The organism is Microbacterium sp. C7(2022) (genome assembly GCF_028823665.1).
In the GTDB taxonomy this organism is placed as follows: domain Bacteria; phylum Actinomycetota; class Actinomycetes; order Actinomycetales; family Microbacteriaceae; genus Microbacterium.
On sequence record NZ_JAPEHV010000001.1, the window covers coordinates 248,960 to 267,636 of the forward strand.

Consider the following 18,677-nt stretch of genomic DNA (forward strand, 5'->3'; position numbering starts at 1 on the left):
TTGGGTTGTGTTGCGTGCCGGGGCCGAGATGTCTACGCGTCGTCCGACGCGTAGACGCGCTCACCTTCGACGAACGTCTGGAGGACGCGCGTCGCGCCGATCTGATCGACCGGGCCCTCGAAGGGATCGCGGTCGAGCACCGCCAGGTCGGCATACTTGCCGACCTCGACGGTTCCGGTGACGTGGTCGAGGTGGTTCACCCATGCCGAGCCGGCCGTGTAGGCGGTGAGCGACGTTGCCAGGTCGATGGCCTGCTCGGGGAGGAACGCGTCATACTCGCCCTCTTCGAATCCGGGGGCTGCGAGTCGGTTCACGGCGACGTGGATCGCCGCCATCGGGTCGGGCGAAGTCACCGACCAGTCGCTGCCGGCGGCGAGAACTGCGCCCGTGCGAAGCAGGTCGCCGAACGGGTACTGCCATGCGCTACGCGGTTCGCCGAGGAACGGCAGCGTGAGATCCACCATTTGGGGTTCGAGGGCGGCCCACAGCGACTGCATGTTCGCCGCGACGTCGAGCTGACGGAAGCGCGGGATGTCATCGGGATGCACCACCTGAATGTGTGCGATGTGGTGCCGATTGTCGCCGCGCCCATTGCGCGCGATCGCATGTTCGACGGCATCCAGGCATTCCCGAACCGCACGGTCGCCGATCGCGTGGAAGTGCACTTGGAAGCCGGCCGCATCGAGCAGCGGGACGGCTTCGTTCAGGATCTCGGGTGCCACGAACGAGATCCCGGAGTTGTCGGTGAAATGACCGTGACCGTCGCAGTACGGCTCGAGCATCGACGCCGTGAAGTTCTCGGGCACACCGTCTTGCATGATCTTGATCGTCGTGGTCGCGAAACGGCCGCCGCGATAGCGCTCGCGCTTGGCTACGAGATCGGGGATCTGCTCGATTCCGGCCGCACGATCCCACCAGATGGCGCCGACGACGCGGGCGGTCAGCGTGCCCGCCGCAGCCGCAGATAGGTAGGCGGGGCCAGGGTCGCCGGCATCGCCATACGACCCGACGATGGCGTCCTGCCAGGCGGTGATGCCGAACGAGTGCAGGTAGCGCTGACCGACGAGCAGCGCCTCGGTGAGCCGCTCGAGCGGTTCTTCAGGAAGCAGACGGTTGACCAGCCCCATCGCACCCTCGTGGAGTGTCCCGGTCGGGTTGCCGTCGGCGTCCCGTTCGATGCGCCCGTCCGCGGGGTCAGGGGTGTTGCGGTCTATCCCGGCCAGTCGTAGCGCTGCGGAGTTCACCCACGCGCCGTGACCGTCACGGTTCGGGAGGAACGCGGGCCGATCAGCGACCACCGTGTCCAGGGCCGCCGCGGTCGGGGTGCCGCCGGGGAACGCCGACATCTGCCAACCCCCGCCGAGCACCCATTCGTCCTCGGGGTGTGCGGCCGCATACGCACCGATCGCGTCGAGGTACTCGGCCGCTGTGCTGAGCTCTGCCAGATCGCAGCGCAACATGTCGAGCCCGCCCCACACCGGATGCACGTGGGCATCCTGGAAGCCGGGCACCAGCATCCGTCCGGAAAGGTCCACCACCTCGGTGCGCGGGCCGATCCATTCGCGGATGTCGTCGCCGCCCACGGCGACGATGCGGCCACCCGACACAGCCACCGAGCGGGCTCGCGAGCGGACCGTGTTCGCGGTGAACACCGGCCCGCCCGTGAAGACGAGATCTGCGTGAGGCATGGACTTCTCTCAGCCGCCCGTCATCGTGCGGGCGATCTCGGTGGCGGAGTCACCCGCGCGCTTCAGGACGAGCGCGACCAGTGCCAGAGCCACCAGGGTCAGGAGCAACATGATCGTCGACACCGCGGCGATTTCGGGGCGCAAGCCCGAGCGCACGGCGCTCAGCACGTACACCGGCCACGGTGTGGAACCGGAGACCTGCACGAAGGCTGCCACGATCGTGTTGTCGAGGCTCAGCGTGAATGCCAACAGGAAGCCTGCGAGCACCGCCGGCATCGCCAGTGCCAACGTCACGCGACGGAAGGTGGTGAACGGGCTGGCATACAGGTCGCTCGACGCTTCTTCGAGGTTCGCGTCCTGACCGATCAAGCGCGCGCGCACGATGTACGACACCACGGCGGTGGCGAACAGCGACGAGCCGACCGACAGACGCACGATGCCGTCGTTGAACATCAAGATGCCCATGTCTTGACCGAGCCACACGAACCAGGGGAGGAGGGCAACGGCATCCACGATCTCAGGCGTCACCGAGACCAGCAGGAGCAGGCCCAGGAACCACCAGGTCCACTTGCCGGGGTGTCGTGCCATCGCGATACCGGCGAGGGTGCCGAGTGCCGTCGCGATGATCGCCGCGAAGAGCGCCGTCTGCAGCGACACGATGACCGCCCTCTGGATCGCGGGCTTCACCAGGATCGTCATAAAGGCGTCGAAGCCGAACCCGTCCCACGACACCAGAAGGCGCCCGCTGTTGAACGAGTAGATGACGATCACGATGATCGGCGCGAAGAGGAAGAGCATGACCAGCACGCCCCACACGTTGAAAGCGATGTCCGACCAGGACTTCTTCGGTCGTGGTCCGCGCACGCCGGGCGCAGCCTGGGCGCGCAGCATCGTTTCTGTCATCGTTTGCTGGCTCACGTCAGGACCTCCGTGCGGTCGGCGGGCGTGGCATCCGCTTCATCGGACTTCTCGGGCCCGAGAACCAGCGAGTTGTGTGAGCGGCTCGGAAGCGTCACCAGCCAGATCAGACCGGCCACCGCGGCGATTGTGAGTGTGATCACGAGCATGAGGAGCACGGCCATCGCCGAACCCAGCGCCCAGTTCTGGGCGGTCTGGAACTGGCTGGCGACCAACTGGCCAACCATGTTGCCGCGCGCGCCACCGAGAACGGTAGCGGTGATGTAGTCACCCATGAGAGGGATGAACACCAGCAGAACGCCGGCGATGATGCCGGGCTGTGCCAGCGGCAAAGTGACGCGGGCGAAGGTGCTGATCTTGCCGGCGCCGAGATCCTTCGACGCCTCCCGCAGCGCGGGCCCCACGCGATCGAATGCGACGAACAACGGCAGGATCATCAGCGGCAGGTAGTTGTACACGACACCGATGACCACCGCGGTGCGGGTGTACAAGATATCGAGCGGCCCGTTCAGCACCCCAATCGACTGCAGCAGCGTCGACATCCAGCCCTCGGGAGCGAGGATGACCTGCCACCCGATCGTGCGCACCAGGAAGTTCGTCCAGAAAGGCACGAGCACGAGGGCGATCAGGATGCCGCGGCGAGACGGCTTGACCTTGAAGGCCATCCAGTACGCCACCGGTGCGCCGATCAGGAAGCACAGCGCGGTGCCCAGCAGCCCCACCCACAGGGTATTGAGGAAGGTGGTGAAGAACGTCGGTGACAGCGCCTCGACGTACCGGTCGAACGACAGGATGTCGTTCGCGTGGGTGCCGAAGATGCCCGGTTTGTAGCCGAAGCTGAACCACACGACCATCGCGACCGGGGCCACGAAGAAAATGGCGAGCCAGATCCACGCGGGTATCGCGAGGAGTGACCCGGGGGTCTTACGCACCCGCGGCGGCCTTCATCTCGTTCCAGATCTCCACGCGCACGGTCTGCGAGTCGTTGAGGACCTGCTCGTGCATGTTCTCGAGCTGCTCGTCGGTGAAGAAGATCAGCTCGGGCAGGGCGAGGCCGGCGTCGATGGCCTCCTGCTCCATGTCCTTGCCGCCGACGTTGTAGCCGATGTAGTCGAGGTTGAGGAAGAGGCTCTCAGGGCTCATCGAGAAGTTGATGAACGCATGGGCGGCCTCGGGGTTGGGTGCGCCGGCGGCGATGGCCCAGTTGTCCATCCACAGTTCGGTGACGGGGCCGGGGAGGACCCACTGCCAGCGGTCGGGGTCGCTGGACTCCATGAGTCCCAGGCGCGCGTCGCCGTTCCACGCCTGCATCAGCACCTGCGTGCCCTGCGGGATGGCGTTGGTACCGGGGTACGAGTCGAACGCCGAGATGTGGGGCGCGATGGTGTTCACCATGTAGTCGCGGCAGGCTTCGAGCTGCTCGGGGTCTTCGGTGTTCCAGTCCAGATCGTTGGCCCAGAAGTACGAGCCGACGATGCCCGCCGGGTCATCCGACATGGCGGTCCTGCCGCTCGCCTCGTTCTGCGCAGCGTCGAAGAAGTCGCCCCACGTGGTGAGTTCGCGCGTGATGACGGTCTTGTCGTATACGAAGCCGGTGGTGCCCCACGCCTTGCACACGGAGTAATCGTTGGTGGGATCCCATGCGCGGCCAAGGTAGGCCGGCGCCATGTTCGCCATGTTGGGGAGCAGGTCCTTGTTGAACTTCATCAGCAGACCGTTCTCGATCATCTGCGGGATGAAGACTCCGGTGGGCACCACGATGTCGTAGCCCGACGTGCCCTTGGCGGCGATGAGCTTTGCGATGAGCTCTTCGTTCGACGAGTACGAGTCGAGCGTGACCTTCGGCCCGAGGTCCGCAGTGAACGCCGAAACGACGTCGGGCGAGTCGTAGTCACCCCACGTGTAGATCGACAGGCTCGACTCGAGTGCACCACCGGTCGCCTGGGTCTCGGGGCTGCTGCTCGAGCCGCCCGGCGCGCATGCGGCGAGCACCGCCGCGCCCCCGGTGATCGCCGCAACGCTCAGGAAGCGGCGACGCGACAGCTCGCGGGCGATGGTGGGAACAGCTTCCTGCGGGGCGATGATGCGCAGCGGGTTGCGGGATTCGGTCATCGGATGCTCCTGGTTCGGGTGAGGCGCCGGCGGCAGTGGTGCGGGTGGGTGATCGAGGTGGAGGTCAGGCTGTGGGTGGGGCGACGTATCCGCCCTCGGCGGCCGCGTCGTCGGCGGGGAAGAGCAGCACGCGGTCGGCCGACCATGTGCACGTCACGGCGTCGCCCACGCGGAGGGCGGGCGCATCGGGCGTGGGGCGGCGCACGACGAGGCTCTGATCGTCGCCGAGCTTCACGAGGTACTGCATCGTGTCGCCGAGGTGCGACAATCCGATCAGGGTTCCGCGCGCGATGTTCGCGTCGTCCGTGGTGCCGGTACCGGCATCCTGAGCAATCGTGATGAACTCCGGACGCACGGCGGCTTCACCCGCGGATGCGCCAGCGAGCGCCGTGCTCGTTCCGCGAACCAACGCATGCGCGGACGTGACGGCAGCGCCGTTCTCGGCGACGTCGCCGCGGAAGAAGTTCTGCTGGCCGACGAACGCCGCGACGTACGCCGACGCGGGACGCGCGTACACCGTGTCGGCGTCGGCGAGCTGCTCGATGCGGCCGGCGCGCATGATGGCGATCCGGTCGCTCATCGACAGCGCTTCGCCCTGGTCGTGGGTGACGAAGACGAAGGTGATGCCCAGGCGCGACTGGAGGAGCTTCAGCTCCATCTGCATCTCTTCACGCAGTTGGCGGTCGAGAGCGCCGAGCGGCTCGTCGAGAAGCAGGACGGCAGGGCGGTTGACGAGCGCGCGGGCAAGCGCCACGCGCTGCTGCTGGCCGCCCGAAAGCTGCGTGGGCTTGCGGTCGCCGAAGCGGCGCATCTGCACCATGTCGAGGGCCTGGCTGACGCGCTCACGCACTTCCGCCTTGGGGGTGCGGCGCTGCTGAAGGCCATAGGCAACGTTCTCGGCGACCGACAGGTGGGGGAACAGGGCGTACGCCTGGAACACCGTGTTGACGTCGCGTCGGTAAGGCGGGACGTTCAGCACCGACGTGCCCGAGATGCGGATATCTCCCGAATCGGGGCTCTCGAAGCCGGCGATCATGCGCAACGTCGTCGTCTTGCCACAGCCGGAGGGGCCGAGGAAGGAGATGAACTCGCCGGGCTCGATCTGCAGCGACAGGTTGTCGACAGCGGTCTGGTCGCCGTAGCGCTTGGTCACCCCGTCGATGTGGACGCCGCCGCGGCCATCGCCTGAGGCGGGATTCGTCGTTGCGGTCGGGTCCGCATCCGTCACCGTGGTCACCTGGTGGAGTCCTCCTGGTCGGGGCAGCGCGCCGTCGCGCCACCGGTGAGATCGTTTCGAGAATTACATATCGCTCGGCGTGGGTGTGCAATGTGTCAAACACCGAACCGGACGATTAGCGCCCTCTCGATAACCTTGCCCGACATTTCGTCCGGGGTTATGTAACGATCTGGAAAACGCGGGTTTCGCCGAAGGGCTGCCGGTTGCGGGTGCGCGCTCGGCGGCCCGGGGCGACAGACTGTCTGTCAGTGGGCGCCTGCGCGCCGGGGGCGGTGCTGCCGCGGCGGTGCCGGCGGGGTGGTGCCGGCGGCGTGGTGCCGGCGGCGCGGGCTTCGTATGACGCGATTTGCGGTGGTGGGGCGTGGGGCCCGGCGTGTCGTGACATATGAGCGGGGGCGGGCGCGGGGGGCGGGCGTCGCGCGCGGGCGCGGGCGTGCGCGGACCGGCGGTCGCGGGCGCGGGGGCTCGCGCCGCGGGCGGTCCGGCTTCGTGTGGCGCACTTTGTGGTGGTTGCGCGAGTGGCCCGGCGTGTCGTGACATATGAGCGGGTGGGCGGCGCGTGGGTGGGCGGCGGCGCGGGCTACGGGGCGGGGCGGGGCGGGCGCGGGGGTGGTGGCGAGCGCGGGGTCACGCGGGCGCGGGGGGCGGGGCGGGGCGGGTGAGGGCTACGGGCCGGTCGGCGCGGGCTGGCACGACGGGCACCAAAACACGATGCGCTCGCGCGTGGGGTCGGCCCCGAGGTCGCCGCGGCGGATGAGCGTTCCGCACCGGCGACAGGCCTTGCCTTCGCGCCGGTACACCCAGGTCGTGCGCCCCGGGCGTGCGTCGCCCGTGAAGGTGCGATCCCGGCGGTCACGGTTCGCGCGGATCATGCGGGCACCTAGGTCGACAACCGCTGCGGTGTCGGTGGCGTTCGCGGGAGTCTCGGGGTGGATGCCGCGCACGAACAGGATCTCGTTGGCGTACTCGTTGCCGAATCCCGCGACCGACCGCTGGTCTTGCAGAGCGACGTGGATCGCGCGCTCATCGCCCGCGAGGTTCCGCGCCGCCTGGGCCGCGTCCCACGTCACCGATAACGGATCGGGGCCGAGGTGCCCGACGAGGGAATCCTCGTCGGGCGTGGGAACCACGGCGATGTCGGCCAGGTCGAATCCCACGGTTTGCCAGCTAGTGCCGTCCGGGGCTGTCGCCGCGATCACGGCGCGTGCGGTGTACGCCGGGCGCCGCCACCGATCTCCGGGACGGTAGACGTCCCACCTGCCTTCCATCTTGAGGTGGGAGTGCAGGGTGTAATCCCCGATGCGGTGCAAGATATGTTTTCCCCGCGGCACGACTTCGGTCACGGTGAGCCCGCTGAGATCGACCGTGGCAGCCTGCGGCACCCGCAAATCGAAGCCGGTGACGACGGCGCCGGCGAGCACGGCGTTCAGCCGTCTCGTCGTGCGATAGACGGTGTCGCCCTCAGGCACGCGGGGTGACCTCTCGCACGGTGTCACCCTCAGGCACGCGCCGTGGCCTTCCGCAGGGTGAGCCCCTTGGGCGACTCGGCGAAGCCTGCCGCGCGCAGCGCGCGCCCCACGTTCGTCGTGTACACGAACACACCGTTCACCTGCTCGATCGTGAGGGTGTCGAGTCGGTACTCACGAGCGGCGCGAGAGAGGTCGGCGGCCGCCGCACCGAGCACATCGTCGTTGTCGGTGAATGCGAGGGCTGACTTTCCGCCGCGTTCGAGGTACAACACGAGTGCTCCGTCGACGAGCACCACCAGGGCGCCGGCTTTCCGCCCCGGTCGATGCCCGACGCCATCCAGGCCGGGCCAAGCAAGCGCCGCGCCGTAGGGGTTCGCCGGATCGGTCGCCGCGAGGGTCACCGCGCGTAGCGGTGGTGTGTCGGGCAGGGTCGCGTACTCGCGCAGTCGGTCGACCGTCGCCGACGCGGCGAACTGGGCTGCGCCGAGTTTCTCGACGACGTACCCGCGCCGGCAGTGGCCAGCTTCTTCGAACCCGGCGAGCACCCGGTAGGTCTGCGCGAAGCCGCCCGGCACGCCCTCGGACTGCACGGAGCCGCGCGTGACGACGCCGTATCGATCCAGCAACAGGCCAGCGCTCGCGGTCGCGCGCACCGTCGGGTCGGTCTCGGGCGGGGGCAACAGCGCCCAGCGCCCCCCGATCGAGGGAGGGCGTGGGGGGACGGATGCCGCGACCGTACGCGCTGCGGCGCCTCGGTACGTTCTGGCACGCGGCGTCTTGCGCGCCACGCGGTGGGCCTGCGAGCCGCCGCTGGTGAGCGCGCGGACGGGCGCGAACGTGTCGTTGTTCACGCGGCCAGCCCACGTGAGGCGCCAGAGCGCCTCGATGACGGACTGCTCATTCTCGGCGCCGGTCATCCCGCGCAACTGCGCCGCGAAGAAGGCGCCGCCGCCCTCGAGTGCCGCCAGTAGTTGGGAGTCGAGACTTCCGGGAGCGATGTCGTCTTCGGGCGGCGCCAGCGACGACCCGACGGTGTCGGCCGGATGCAGGGCGATCCACCCGTCGCGCCCCGCGAGGCTGCCGTGCCCCGACCACACCACCTCGCCGGTCGAGGTGAGTTCGTCGAGCATGCCCGGCGCGTAGTCGCGCACCCGCGAGGGCAGAATCAGTGATTCCCATGCGCTTGCGGGAATGGGGACGCCGGCGAGTTGATCGACAACGGCGACGACCCCGTCGATGCCCTCGAGTCTGCCGCCGACGTGCTGCCAGACCGGCAGAAAGCGGGCAAAGGCGTCTTGCGGAACGGGCTCGACGCTGCCGCGGATCGCCGCGAGCGAGCGCATCCGCAGCCGCCGCAGCACTTCGGTATCGCACCATTCGAGCTCGTCCGAGCGGGCGGTGCTCCCGGCGGGGAGAAAGTAGCCGCTCGCGACGCGCCCCTGCGATTCCAGCCGCTGCAATGTCAGGCGTGCGACGGCGATGCCGATGCCGAACCGCCCCGCGACAGCGTCCGCCGTGAAGGGGCCATGCGTTCGCGCGTGGCGCGCGATCAGGTCGCCGAGGGGGTCGGGGAAGGGCTCGAGGAAGGCGTTCGGGATGCCGACGGGCAGCGCTACTCCGATCGCATCGCGCAAGCGTCCGGCGTCTTCGATGGCCGCCACGCGCGCAACCCCGCCGACCGTCACGGCGATCGCGCGCCGAGCGTCGATCAGGGCGTCCAGATGGGATGCCGCGACCGTCGGATCGGGGTCGATCATCAGATCGTCGACGGGCATCAGCCGGGCCGTTACTTCGGCCGCGTCGAGCGGCCCCAGCACGCGCAACAGGTCGGCCACACCTTCGACGCCCTTGACGCGGCGCTCGGGGTCGAGCCGCTGCGCTTCGCGTTCGAACTGCGCGATCACGTCGGGATCGAGCAGTTCGCGCATTTCGACTTTGCCGAGCAGTTCGCTCAGCAACGCCGGGTCGACGGCGAGGGCGGCCGCACGGCGTTCGGCCAGCGGCGAGTCGCCCTCGTACATGAACGCGCCGACATATCCGAAAAGCAGATCCCTCGCGTAGGGGGACGGTTGCGACGGCGAAGTCTCGGCCAGCCGGATGCGCCGGTCGGCGATCGACCGCGTGATGCGCAGCAGCGCGGGCACGTCGTAGACGTCTTGCAGCACTTCGCGCAGCGTCTCGAGGATGATCGGGAAGGTCGGATGCCGCCGCGCAACCTCGAGCAGTTGTGCGGCACGCTGTCGCTGTTGCCACAGCGGACTGCGCTTGCCCGGGTTCAGGCGCGGCATGAGGAGCGCACGCGCTGCGCACTCGCGGAACCGTGAGGCGAAGAGTGCCGAGCCGCCCACTTCTTCGGTGACGATCTGGTCGAGTTCGTCGGCGTCGAAGATGAACAGGTCTGCGCCGGGCGGTTCTGCCGTGGCATCCGGAATCCTCGCGATGATGCCGTCGTCGCTGGCGACGGCGGATCCTTCGACCCCGAGGCGCTCCCGGATGCGCGCGTTCACGGCCAGTGCCCACGGGGCGTGGACTTTCATGCCGTACGGGGAATGAAGGATGATGCGCCAGTCGCCGACCTCGTCGCGACCGCGTTCGACGGTGAGTTGGCGGTCGGTCGGGACGGTGCCGGTGGCCTCGCGCTGTTCGGCGAGATAGGTCAGCAGGTTGCCCCGGGCGTAGTCGTCGAGGCCGGCCTCGCGCAGTCGCTCGTCAGCCTTCTCGGGTGAAGCTGTCGACACTTCGCGGGCGAACTTTCCGAGGGCTTCGCCGAGCTCTGCCGGACGGCCCAGGCCGTCGCCGTGCCAGAACGGCACTTTGCCGGGTTGCCCGAAAGCGGGGGTGACGTTCACGCGATCGTGGGTGATCTCGACAATGCGCCAACTCGTCGTGCCGAGGGTGAACACGTCGTTGACGCGCGACTCGTAGACCATTTCTTCGTCGAGCTCGCCGACGCGTGCGTTCTGCGATTCGCCGGCGATGAAGACACCGAACAGCCCGCGGTCGGGAATCGTGCCGCCGCTCGTGACCGCGATGCGCTGCGAGCCGGGCCGACCGGTGAGCGTCCCGTGATCGCGGTCCCACACCAGGCGCGGCCGCAGCTCGGCGAATTCGTCCGACGGGAAGCGGCCGGCGAGCAAGTCGAGCGTCGCTTCGTATGCCGAGCGCGGCAGGGATCGGAACGGCGCGCTGCGCTTGAGGGTCTCGAACCATTCCTCAACGTCGAGCGGGGACAGGGCGCAGGCTGCCACGGTCTGCTGGGCGAGGATGTCGAGCGGGTTCTGCGGCACGGCGATCGCCTCGATCTGCCCGGCCAGCATGCGTTCGGTGACGATCGCGGTATGCAGAATGTCGGCGCGGTGCTTGGGGAAGAGTGCGGCGCGGCTCACTTCGCCGACCTGGTGCCCGGCGCGTCCGATGCGTTGCAGGCCGGATGCCGCGCTCGGCGGCGCTTCGACCTGGATCACCAGGTCGACCGCTCCCATATCGATGCCGAGTTCGAGGCTGCTGGTGGCGACAACGCATCGTAGTGAACCGGTCTTCAGTTCTTCTTCGACCAGCGCGCGCTGTTCCTTCGACACCGAGCCGTGGTGGGCCTTGGCGAGCACCGGGTCAGCACCCGCGGTCGCGCCGGCCTGCGCCATCATGGCTGCGGGTGTGTTCGGCTCGGGCAGATCCAGTCCCAGTCGCTCGGAGTAGATCTCGTTGAGCCGCCCGGTGAGTCGCTCGGCGAGGCGTCGCGAGTTGCAGAAGACGATGGTGGAGCGGTGCTGCAGGATCCGGTCGACGATGGCTTCTTCAACGTGTGGCCAGACGGAGCCGGTCATCTCGCCCTCGCCGATGCCGGTAGCCTTCTGGCCGTCGGCGAACCAGTCTTCGTCGATGGGCTCGGCCGTGGCATCCGATTCTGCATCTCGGGGAGGAGTCGGCGCGCTCGTGTACGCGCTCGGCGCCGGGGGCGGGTTGAGCATGTCGTCGATCGGCACGACGACGCGCATGTCGAACGCCTTGGTGGCGCGCGGGGCGACAATGTCGACGGGCATGGACCCGCCGAGGAAGCGCGCGACTTCGTCGATCGGTCGTACGGTCGCCGAGAGTCCGATGCGCTGCGCGGGCGCGGCATCGGGTGCGAACGACCGCCGGAGCGTCTCGAGACGCTCGAGGCTGACGGCCAGGTGGGCGCCGCGCTTGGTGGCGGCGACGGCGTGCACTTCGTCGATGATCACGGTGTGCACGTCGCGCAGCGTCGCGCCCGCCTGGCTGGTGAGCATCAGGTAGAGCGATTCGGGCGTGGTGATGAGGATGTCGGGAGGGGATGCCGCCAGGGCACGCCGCTCGTTCGAGGGCGTGTCGCCCGAACGCACCCCGACGGTCACCTCGGGTGCGGGGAGCCCGAGCCGGCGGGCGGACTGCGAGATGCCGACCAAGGGAGAGCGCAGGTTCCGTTCGACGTCAACGCCCAGGGCTTTGAGTGGAGAGATGTAGAGCACACGCGTGCCGGGTGCGGCATCCGGACTCTTCTTCTTTCGTCGCCCCGAGGGTGCGGCCGATTCGGGCACCGGCTTCTTCTCACGGAAAACGCGGTCGATCGCCCACAGGAACGCCGACAGGGTCTTGCCTGATCCGGTCGGGGCGACCACGAGGGCGTTCTTGCCCGCTGAGATCGCGTCCCATGCGCCGATCTGGGCGTTGGTGGGCTCGCTGAAGGCGCCACGGAACCAGTCCTGCGTGGCAGGGGAGAACTTCGTCAGCACATCGCCCACCCCCCTATCTTGCTCGCCCCCTCAGACATTGAGCCTCGCGCCCTCAGGCGTTGAGCTGAGTTCGAGGGTGAGGTCGATGCCGAGGCGCTCGAGAAAGCTGTCATCGTGGCTCACGATCAGCACGGCGCCGCGGTAGGCGGTGAGTGCGTCGACGAGTTGGTCCGTCGTATCGAGGTCGAGGTTGTTCGTCGGCTCGTCGAGGACCAGCAGCTGCGGGGGTGGATCGGTGAGCAGCAAGCGGGCCAGTGCGACACGAAAGCGTTCGCCCCCCGACAGCGCTGCGACCGGCAGGTCCACCATCGCCCCGCGGATCAGGAACCTCGCCAGCCTGTTACGCACTTCGGCCGTTGTGACATGAGGCGCCGCGCGCTGCACGTTCTCGAGCACCGAGGCGTTCTCATCGAGCCCATCGACGCGCTGTGGCAAGTAGCCGATGCGATCGGTGTGAGCCTCCGCGGTAAGTCCGTCGGCGCTCCTGCCGGCACTCACCAGCCGCTCGAGTAGCGTCGTCTTGCCGACACCATTGCTCCCGGTCAGCGCCACCCGCTCAGGGCCTTGCACGATCCACGACCTCTCCCCGTCGCCGATCGTCGCGATCCGGCGCCCGGGCGCGACGAGCGGATCGGGAAGATCGATGCGGATGTGGTCGTCGTCGCGGACCCGCCGCTCGGCGGCATCCAACACCTGGCGAGCCGAGGCCTCACGGTCGGCTTTCTCGGTGCGGAGCCTTCCCGCCGACACCTGCGCTGCGCGCTTCAGGCCGCCCGCCACGATGGGCGGGACGCGCTTCTCGAGTTGCGCCTTGCGCCCCATCGCGGCGCGGCGGGCGATGGTCGTCTCGGCCTCGATGCGGTCGCGCTTTTCGCGCTTGACCGCCTGCGCCGCCGCGCGTTCTGCGCGGCGGGCGGCGTCTTGCTCGGCGTCCAGGTGGGCGCGCCACTGCGAGTATGGCCCGCCATAGACCGACAGTGTTCCGCCGTACAGCTCAGCGGTCTCGTCCATCAGCTCGAGCAGGGCGGTGTCGTGGCTCACGACGACGAGCGCGCCGCGCCAGGTCTGCACCATATCGGCCAAGCGTCGGCGTGCATCACGGTCGAGGTTGTTGGTGGGTTCGTCCAACAGGGTGAGAGGTGCTCGGCGCAGACGGAGACCGGCAATGGCCGTTAACACGGCTTCGCCGCCCGAGATCTCGCCCACCGTGCGGTCGAGCATCGCGGGCTGAAGGCCCGCTTCGGCGAGCGCGGCATGCGCGCGAGCCTCGACGTCCCAGTCTTCGCCGACGGCATCGAAGTTCCGCGGGTCAGCGTCGCCGCCTTCGATAGCGCGCAGCGCACGTAGCGTGTCGCCGATGCCGAGTAGGTCTGCGACCGGTCGCGCGACGTCGAGCGTCAGGCGTTGTGGCAGGTACGCGGCATCCGCAGTGCGAGTGATGTGTCCCGAGTCGGGAGCGAGCTCGCCGGCCATGAGTCGCAGCAACGTGGACTTGCCCGAGCCGTTGCGACCGATCAGGCCGGTGCGGCCACGGGAAAAGGCGCCAGTAATGCCGCTGATGGCGGGTGAGCCGTCGGGCCACGAGAAGCTGACGCGATCGAGAGTGAGAGCGGGGGTATGCGCCCCGAGTGAAGAGTGCGTGTGTGCGGGCATGAGTGCCTCCAGGTCAGACAGGCGCTGACACCGAAGGCTGTGCACCCACCCTCAACCGTGGGGGAGGGGGCGCAGAGCAGATCGACGGAACAGCGCGATTACAGCGCGGTCGCGACGATCAGCTTCACGGGAGTTCCTCACAGAGGGGACAAATGCGTTGACAGGCTATCCCTTATCGCTGGGCGTGTCATCCGAGGATCGCAACGCCGCCACCTGCTTGTCGATGAAGGTGCGCACGTCCGAGAGTTCTTGCTCCGACACGCTGTGGCTGAGCCCCGGGTACACACGCCCGCTCAGTTCGACAACATCGGGCAGCCACTGCGTCGTGTGAAGCACGAGCGGTTCGGGGATGACGTCGTCGTGGGTTCCGCGCCCCCAGAACACCGGGGGTCGCCGTTCGGCTAGTTCCGCGTCCCTCGGCAGCGCGCCAGGTGTGGCGTACCCGCTGAGGTTCACCACGTAGTCGATGCGCTCGGGCGCGAGACGCAGCGTCTGCAGCGACACGGCGCCCCCTTGAGAAAAGCCGAGAAGACCCACGGACGCCGCACCGGCGGCGTGCTCGTCGAGCCAGGCGAGGACGGCTTCCCCCGCCGCCGTGGTGGCCGCGGCATCCCGAGAATTGAGTCCTTCGATCGGGTACCACGATCGCCCCGGAGCGGGCCACGGTGGGGTCAGCGGCGCTGCCAGCGAGGCCACCACAAGGTCGGGGGAAAGATACGCGCGCAACCCGAAGAGGTCGTGTTCGTCTGAGCCATACCCGTGCAACAGCACCAGCAGATCACGATCGGCGAGGGGAAGAGCCCCGTCGGACCACAGCACGGCATCGGCATCGAGGATGAGGGGTTCCGGCATCCCCTCATCCTGCCATCGGCCGGGGACACAGCCCAGGCCCGAGCGGCGTCAGATCTTGATGGGGAACGTCAGCAGGATCGCGATACCCACGATGTCGACGACAACGGCGAGGCCGAGCAACGTGCGACCGATCCACGTGCGCACATCGCGCTGCGACATGGCGGTGAGGAACAACACCAGGGCGAACAGCACCGTCAGGAGTGAATAGTTGTCGCCGCGCTGGTTGTTCTCGAGCGCCTCTTCGAACTTGGCGTCGGCCTTGGCTGCGAGCTCTTCAGACTCGACCTGCCCGGGGGGAACGTACGACTCCAGCGCGAAGGGGCCGTTCTCGGCCATGCCGTCTGCGCGCCACTCATCGAACGCGATGGCGAAGTGCGGGGTGAAGCGGTCTTCGATGTACTGCGCCAACTGCTCGCGCTCGTCGGCGACGGCGACCACCCACTGCCCGTAGATCGTGAGGTCGAATTGCTCAGCGGCGCGCGCCTCGCCGGCGGCATTGGCCGACTGGATGCGTGCGGAGGATGCCTGGCTGAACGCGATCGACATCTCACCGCCCCACTTCGAGGCTTCGAATCCGCACCACGCGGTGAGGACGGCGGTGATCGACAGGACGAACACGGCGACAACGTCTTGAATGAAACTGATGCGACTCTGCGCCGGTTCGGACTCGGTCATGGCGGGGCCTCTCTCTACTGAGATGAGAGTACTCATACGCGGGACCGTTTTCGCCCACTCCCGCGCAGACACGGCGACCGGTCAGGAGAGGGGGTATACAGGAGGCATGTCTGTGCGCACTCCCGACCCCGATCCGTCCGGTGACGAGCCTTTCGGCGACGCGCAGTCCGCGCCCGCCGGAGGAGCGAACCCCGGGTGGCTGAGCGATGTTGAACTCGCCGAAGCTCGTCGCCGGCTACCGATGCTCTACGTCGAGGGCGTGCCGGTCCGTGTGGACGGCATGGGGCAGGTGACCGAAGTCGGCATTCTGTTGCGCGCGACGCCCGTCGGCGAGATCAAGCGCACGATTGTGTCGGGGCGGGTGCGCTACGGGGAGACGGTGCGCGACGCGCTCTTCCGCCACCTCGAGAACGACCTCGGCCCGATGGCGTTCCCGCTCCTGCCCGCGCAGCCAGTACCCTTCACGGTTGCCGAGTACTTCCCGCTCCCCGGAGTGAGTGCCTTCCACGACGACCGCCAGCACGCTGTCTCGCTCGCATTCGTCGTGCCCGTCAGCGGGACGTGCGAACCGCGCCAGGACGCGTTGGAGGTGACCTGGATGACGCCGGCCGAAGCGGCGACCGACGCCCTCGCCGCCGAAATGGAAGGTGGGCGCGGCACGCTCATCCGCACGGCGCTTGCGAGCGTCGGCGCCTTGCGCTGAGCACGTTTCGCGTGCGGCGTTCTCCCGGCAATCCGGGAGGTTTCCGAAGGTAGAGTGCCAGTACCCGACCCGACGGAGATCCCCCCATGACTGACTCGTGGCAACAGCGCCCCGACGCGGACGGCACATCGCCGTTCGACCAGCTTCTCGACCGTTCGACCGAAGCCGAAACCAGTACTGAGTTCACCACCGCCTTCCGTGGATACGACAAGGAAGAAGTGGATGCCGCAATCGCCCGGCTGACCGCACAGGTGCGCGCCGAAGGCGACAAGGTCGCGTCCCTGCGCGACCAGGCCGTGCGCGAAGAGCGCGACGCGCAGACGCGTCAGAACGACGCGATCGCCTGGTACGAGGACGAGCTCGCCACCGTCCGCCAAAGCGCCGCCGATGCAGACCAGAAGATCGCCGAGGCCGAGCGACGCGCGCGCGAGCTCGAGGATGAGCTGACGGCGAACGCGGCGAAGATGGCCGACGCCGAGCAGAAGATCCAGGCGCTCTCGGATGAACTTGTCGAGTCGTCCGAGGAATCGGCCGGCAAGGCGCAGTTCGAAGACATCTTGCGCGTGGCCGAAGACCAGGCGGGCACGATCATCCGCAACGCCACCGTTCAGGCTGACCGCCTCCTCGAGGCCGCGCGCGAAGAGATCGCGCATCAGCGCGCGGAGGCGCTCGCCGAAGCCGACGCGATCACTTCCCGCGCCGAGCACGACGCCCAGCAGGTACGTCTGCGCATCGACACCGAGCTGACCGCGCACACCGCCCAGCTCGAGCGCGAAGCGGCTCACGCCGCCGAGAAGGTTGCGCAGGCCGACCGCGAGGCCTCGGCCATCCGCACCGAATCCGAGAAGGGTGCCGCGGCACTGCGGTCACTCGTTGCGCGCGAGACCGAGCAAGCACGCGCGGAGGCAGAGGACACCGTGCGCGAGCTGCGCGTGCGCGCTCTCGAATTCGAAGAGTCGCTGACGCGCCGGCAGGACGACGCGCAGCAGGAGTTCCTCACCCTGCACAACCAGGCCGTCGCCCACGCCGAGCGCATCACGCAGGACGCGAACCAGCAGGTTGCTGCATCGCTCGAGCACGCACAGCGCGTGTCGGCGAAAGCCGAGGACTTCGACCGGCTCATGCGTGCCCAGGCTCAGCAGATCGAAGCCGACGCACATGTGCGCGCCGGTGAGATCCTCGAGCGTGCCCGCGCCAAGGCCGAGAAGATCATCGACACGGTCACCGGGCACTCGCAGTCGGTGCTTCGGGATGCCGAAGACCGGACGCGGCAGCTGCGTTGGCAGCAGCACCAGTTGACCAGCTTCATGTCGGAGGTCAAGGAGCTCATCCGCCCCGAGCAGTCGCTCAGCGCGGCTCGTGCGGAGAGCGGTGCGGCCGCTGACCTCGACGCCGAGTACGCCGAGGAGTTCGCGTCCGCCGAAACGCCCGAGGCTGCCGAGGAACTCGAAGCACCCGAGCAACTTGAATCAGACAGCGAGCTCGAATCAGACAGCGAGCTCGAATCGGCCGACCGGTCCTGAGACCCGATCGGCCGGGCCGGGATCAGGCGCTGGTGAGGCGCCCGATCTCGGCGACGAACGCATCGATGTCCTCTTCGGTGGTGTCGAACGAGCACATCCAGCGGACTTCGTTCTGCGCGGCATCCCAGTCGTAAAAGCGGAACTTTTCGCGCAGTGCGTCAGCGACCCCATCGGGGAGCGTCGCGAAGACCCCGTTGGCCTGCGTGGGCTGGGTGAAGGCGACGCCCGTGATGCGGCCGTCGGCGAGCCCTGCCTCGACACCTGCGCGCAGGCGCTGCGCCATGGCGTTGGAGTGGGTCGCGTTCCGCAGCCACAGATCTCCCTCGAGAAGCGCGATGAGCTGTGCCGACACGAAGCGCATCTTCGAGCTGAGCTGCATGTTCAGCTTGCGCAGGAACAGCAGCCCCTCAGACGCGGCGGGATCGAGCACGACGACGGCTTCGCCGAGCATCGCGCCGTTCTTGGTGCCGCCGAAGCTCAGCACGTCGACACCGGCGTCACGCGTGAAGGCGCGCAACGGCAGGCCGAGCGACGCGGCCGCGTTCGAGATGCGAGCGCCGTCCATGTGCAGGCGCATGCCCAACGGATGGATGTGGTCGGCGATCGCGCGAATCTCTTCGGGTGTGTACAGCGTGCCGAGTTCAGTCGACTGGGTGATCGAGACCACCAGCGGCTGCGCGCGGTGTTCGTCACCCCAGCCCCATGCCTCGCGGTCGATGAGCTCGGGAGTGAGCTTGCCGTCGGGGGTCGGCACATTCAGGATCTTGATGCCCGCCACGCGCTCGGGTGCACCGCCCTCGTCGACATTGATGTGAGCAGTGGATGCCGCGACCACGGCGCCCCAGCGCGGCAGCATCGACTGAAGCCCGGTGACGTTCGCCCCGGTGCCGTTGAAGACCGGAAACGCCTCGACGCCCTCGCCGAAGTGCTGCGTGAACACCTCTTGAAGGCGGGCGGTGTACGCGTCCTCGCCGTAGGCGATCTGGTGGCCGCCGTTGGCGCTCGCGATCGCGTCGAGCACCTCGGGGTGCACGCCGGAGTAGTTGTCGCTGGCGAAGCCGCGCACGGCGGCGTCATGAATGGTGGTCACGAGGGT

13 protein-coding genes are annotated in these 18,677 nt (G+C 68.3%); 2 read left to right on the forward strand and 11 right to left on the reverse strand.

Features of this window, described 5'->3' with window-relative positions:
• Positions 1-32 precede the first annotated feature (32 nt).
• The 10 genes from ON062_RS01105 to ON062_RS01150 all read right to left on the reverse strand — a co-directional run bounded on the left by ON062_RS01105 (position 33) and on the right by ON062_RS01150 (position 15,355).
• Complete coding sequence (locus ON062_RS01105) at positions 33-1,688, reverse strand: amidohydrolase (RefSeq protein WP_274645286.1); 1,656 nt, start codon at positions 1,686-1,688, stop codon at positions 33-35.
• Positions 1,689-1,697: 9 nt separating this feature from the next.
• Positions 1,698-2,606, reverse strand: a complete 909-nt coding sequence (locus ON062_RS01110) for an ABC transporter permease (protein ID WP_308209611.1) — start codon at positions 2,604-2,606, stop codon at positions 1,698-1,700.
• Entirely contained in the window at positions 2,603-3,538 is a 936-nt protein-coding gene (locus ON062_RS01115; protein ID WP_274645287.1) for an ABC transporter permease, read from the reverse strand. Before ON062_RS01115 ends, ON062_RS01110 begins: the two co-directional genes overlap by 4 nt.
• The gene (locus tag ON062_RS01120; RefSeq protein WP_274645288.1) at positions 3,531-4,718 is read right to left on the reverse strand and encodes an extracellular solute-binding protein; all 1,188 of its coding nucleotides are present in this window, start codon (positions 4,716-4,718) and stop codon (positions 3,531-3,533) included. The genes ON062_RS01115 and ON062_RS01120 overlap by 8 nt, the downstream gene beginning before the upstream one ends.
• A gap of 64 nt (positions 4,719-4,782) precedes the next feature.
• Complete coding sequence (locus ON062_RS01125) at positions 4,783-5,955, reverse strand: ABC transporter ATP-binding protein (protein ID WP_274645289.1); 1,173 nt, start codon at positions 5,953-5,955, stop codon at positions 4,783-4,785.
• Positions 5,956-6,620: 665 nt separating this feature from the next.
• Positions 6,621-7,424, reverse strand: coding sequence for a DNA-formamidopyrimidine glycosylase family protein (locus ON062_RS01130; RefSeq protein WP_274645290.1), 804 nt, complete (start codon positions 7,422-7,424; stop codon positions 6,621-6,623).
• A gap of 29 nt (positions 7,425-7,453) precedes the next feature.
• Positions 7,454-12,184 carry a DEAD/DEAH box helicase gene (locus ON062_RS01135; protein WP_274645291.1) on the reverse strand — a complete coding sequence of 1,577 codons (4,731 nt, stop codon included), beginning with the start codon at positions 12,182-12,184 and terminating at the stop codon, positions 7,454-7,456.
• A 21-nt stretch (positions 12,185-12,205) separates the two neighbouring features.
• Positions 12,206-13,828 carry an ABC-F family ATP-binding cassette domain-containing protein gene (locus tag ON062_RS01140; protein ID WP_274645292.1) on the reverse strand — a complete coding sequence of 541 codons (1,623 nt, stop codon included), beginning with the start codon at positions 13,826-13,828 and terminating at the stop codon, positions 12,206-12,208.
• A 165-nt stretch (positions 13,829-13,993) separates the two neighbouring features.
• A complete protein-coding gene (locus ON062_RS01145) occupies positions 13,994-14,680 on the reverse strand; it encodes an alpha/beta hydrolase (protein ID WP_274645293.1) in 687 nt (228 codons plus the stop codon).
• A gap of 48 nt (positions 14,681-14,728) precedes the next feature.
• The gene (locus ON062_RS01150) at positions 14,729-15,355 is read right to left on the reverse strand and encodes a hypothetical protein (RefSeq protein ID WP_274645294.1); all 627 of its coding nucleotides are present in this window, start codon (positions 15,353-15,355) and stop codon (positions 14,729-14,731) included.
• A gap of 106 nt (positions 15,356-15,461) precedes the next feature.
• On the opposite strand from ON062_RS01150, the gene ON062_RS01155 reads away from it, so the two are divergent.
• Both ON062_RS01155 and ON062_RS01160 read left to right on the forward strand, forming a co-directional pair.
• Complete coding sequence (locus ON062_RS01155) at positions 15,462-16,058, forward strand: NUDIX hydrolase family protein (protein WP_274645295.1); 597 nt, start codon at positions 15,462-15,464, stop codon at positions 16,056-16,058.
• Between the two features lie 86 nt (positions 16,059-16,144).
• Complete coding sequence (locus ON062_RS01160) at positions 16,145-17,581, forward strand: DivIVA domain-containing protein (RefSeq protein WP_274645296.1); 1,437 nt, start codon at positions 16,145-16,147, stop codon at positions 17,579-17,581.
• Between the two features lie 22 nt (positions 17,582-17,603).
• On the opposite strand, the gene ON062_RS01165 is transcribed toward ON062_RS01160, so the two are convergent.
• Complete coding sequence (locus ON062_RS01165; RefSeq protein ID WP_274645297.1) at positions 17,604-18,671, reverse strand: low specificity L-threonine aldolase; 1,068 nt, start codon at positions 18,669-18,671, stop codon at positions 17,604-17,606.
• Between the last annotated feature and the right edge of the window lie 6 nt (positions 18,672-18,677).

Excerpts from the sequence above, each read along its gene's own strand:
- ON062_RS01145 (WP_274645293.1), bottom strand. The coding sequence starts at position 14,680 with ATGCCGGAACCCCTCATCCTCGATGCCGATGCCGTGCTGTGGTCCGAC.
- ON062_RS01150 (WP_274645294.1), bottom strand. The coding sequence starts at position 15,355 with ATGACCGAGTCCGAACCGGCGCAGAGTCGCATCAGTTTCATTCAAGAC.
- ON062_RS01160 (WP_274645296.1), top strand. The coding sequence starts at position 16,145 with ATGACTGACTCGTGGCAACAGCGCCCCGACGCGGACGGCACATCGCCG.
- ON062_RS01140 (WP_274645292.1), bottom strand. The coding sequence starts at position 13,828 with ATGCCCGCACACACGCACTCTTCACTCGGGGCGCATACCCCCGCTCTC.
- ON062_RS01155 (WP_274645295.1), top strand. The coding sequence starts at position 15,462 with ATGTCTGTGCGCACTCCCGACCCCGATCCGTCCGGTGACGAGCCTTTC.
- ON062_RS01105 (WP_274645286.1), bottom strand. The coding sequence starts at position 1,688 with ATGCCTCACGCAGATCTCGTCTTCACGGGCGGGCCGGTGTTCACCGCG.
- ON062_RS01120 (WP_274645288.1), bottom strand. The coding sequence starts at position 4,718 with ATGACCGAATCCCGCAACCCGCTGCGCATCATCGCCCCGCAGGAAGCT.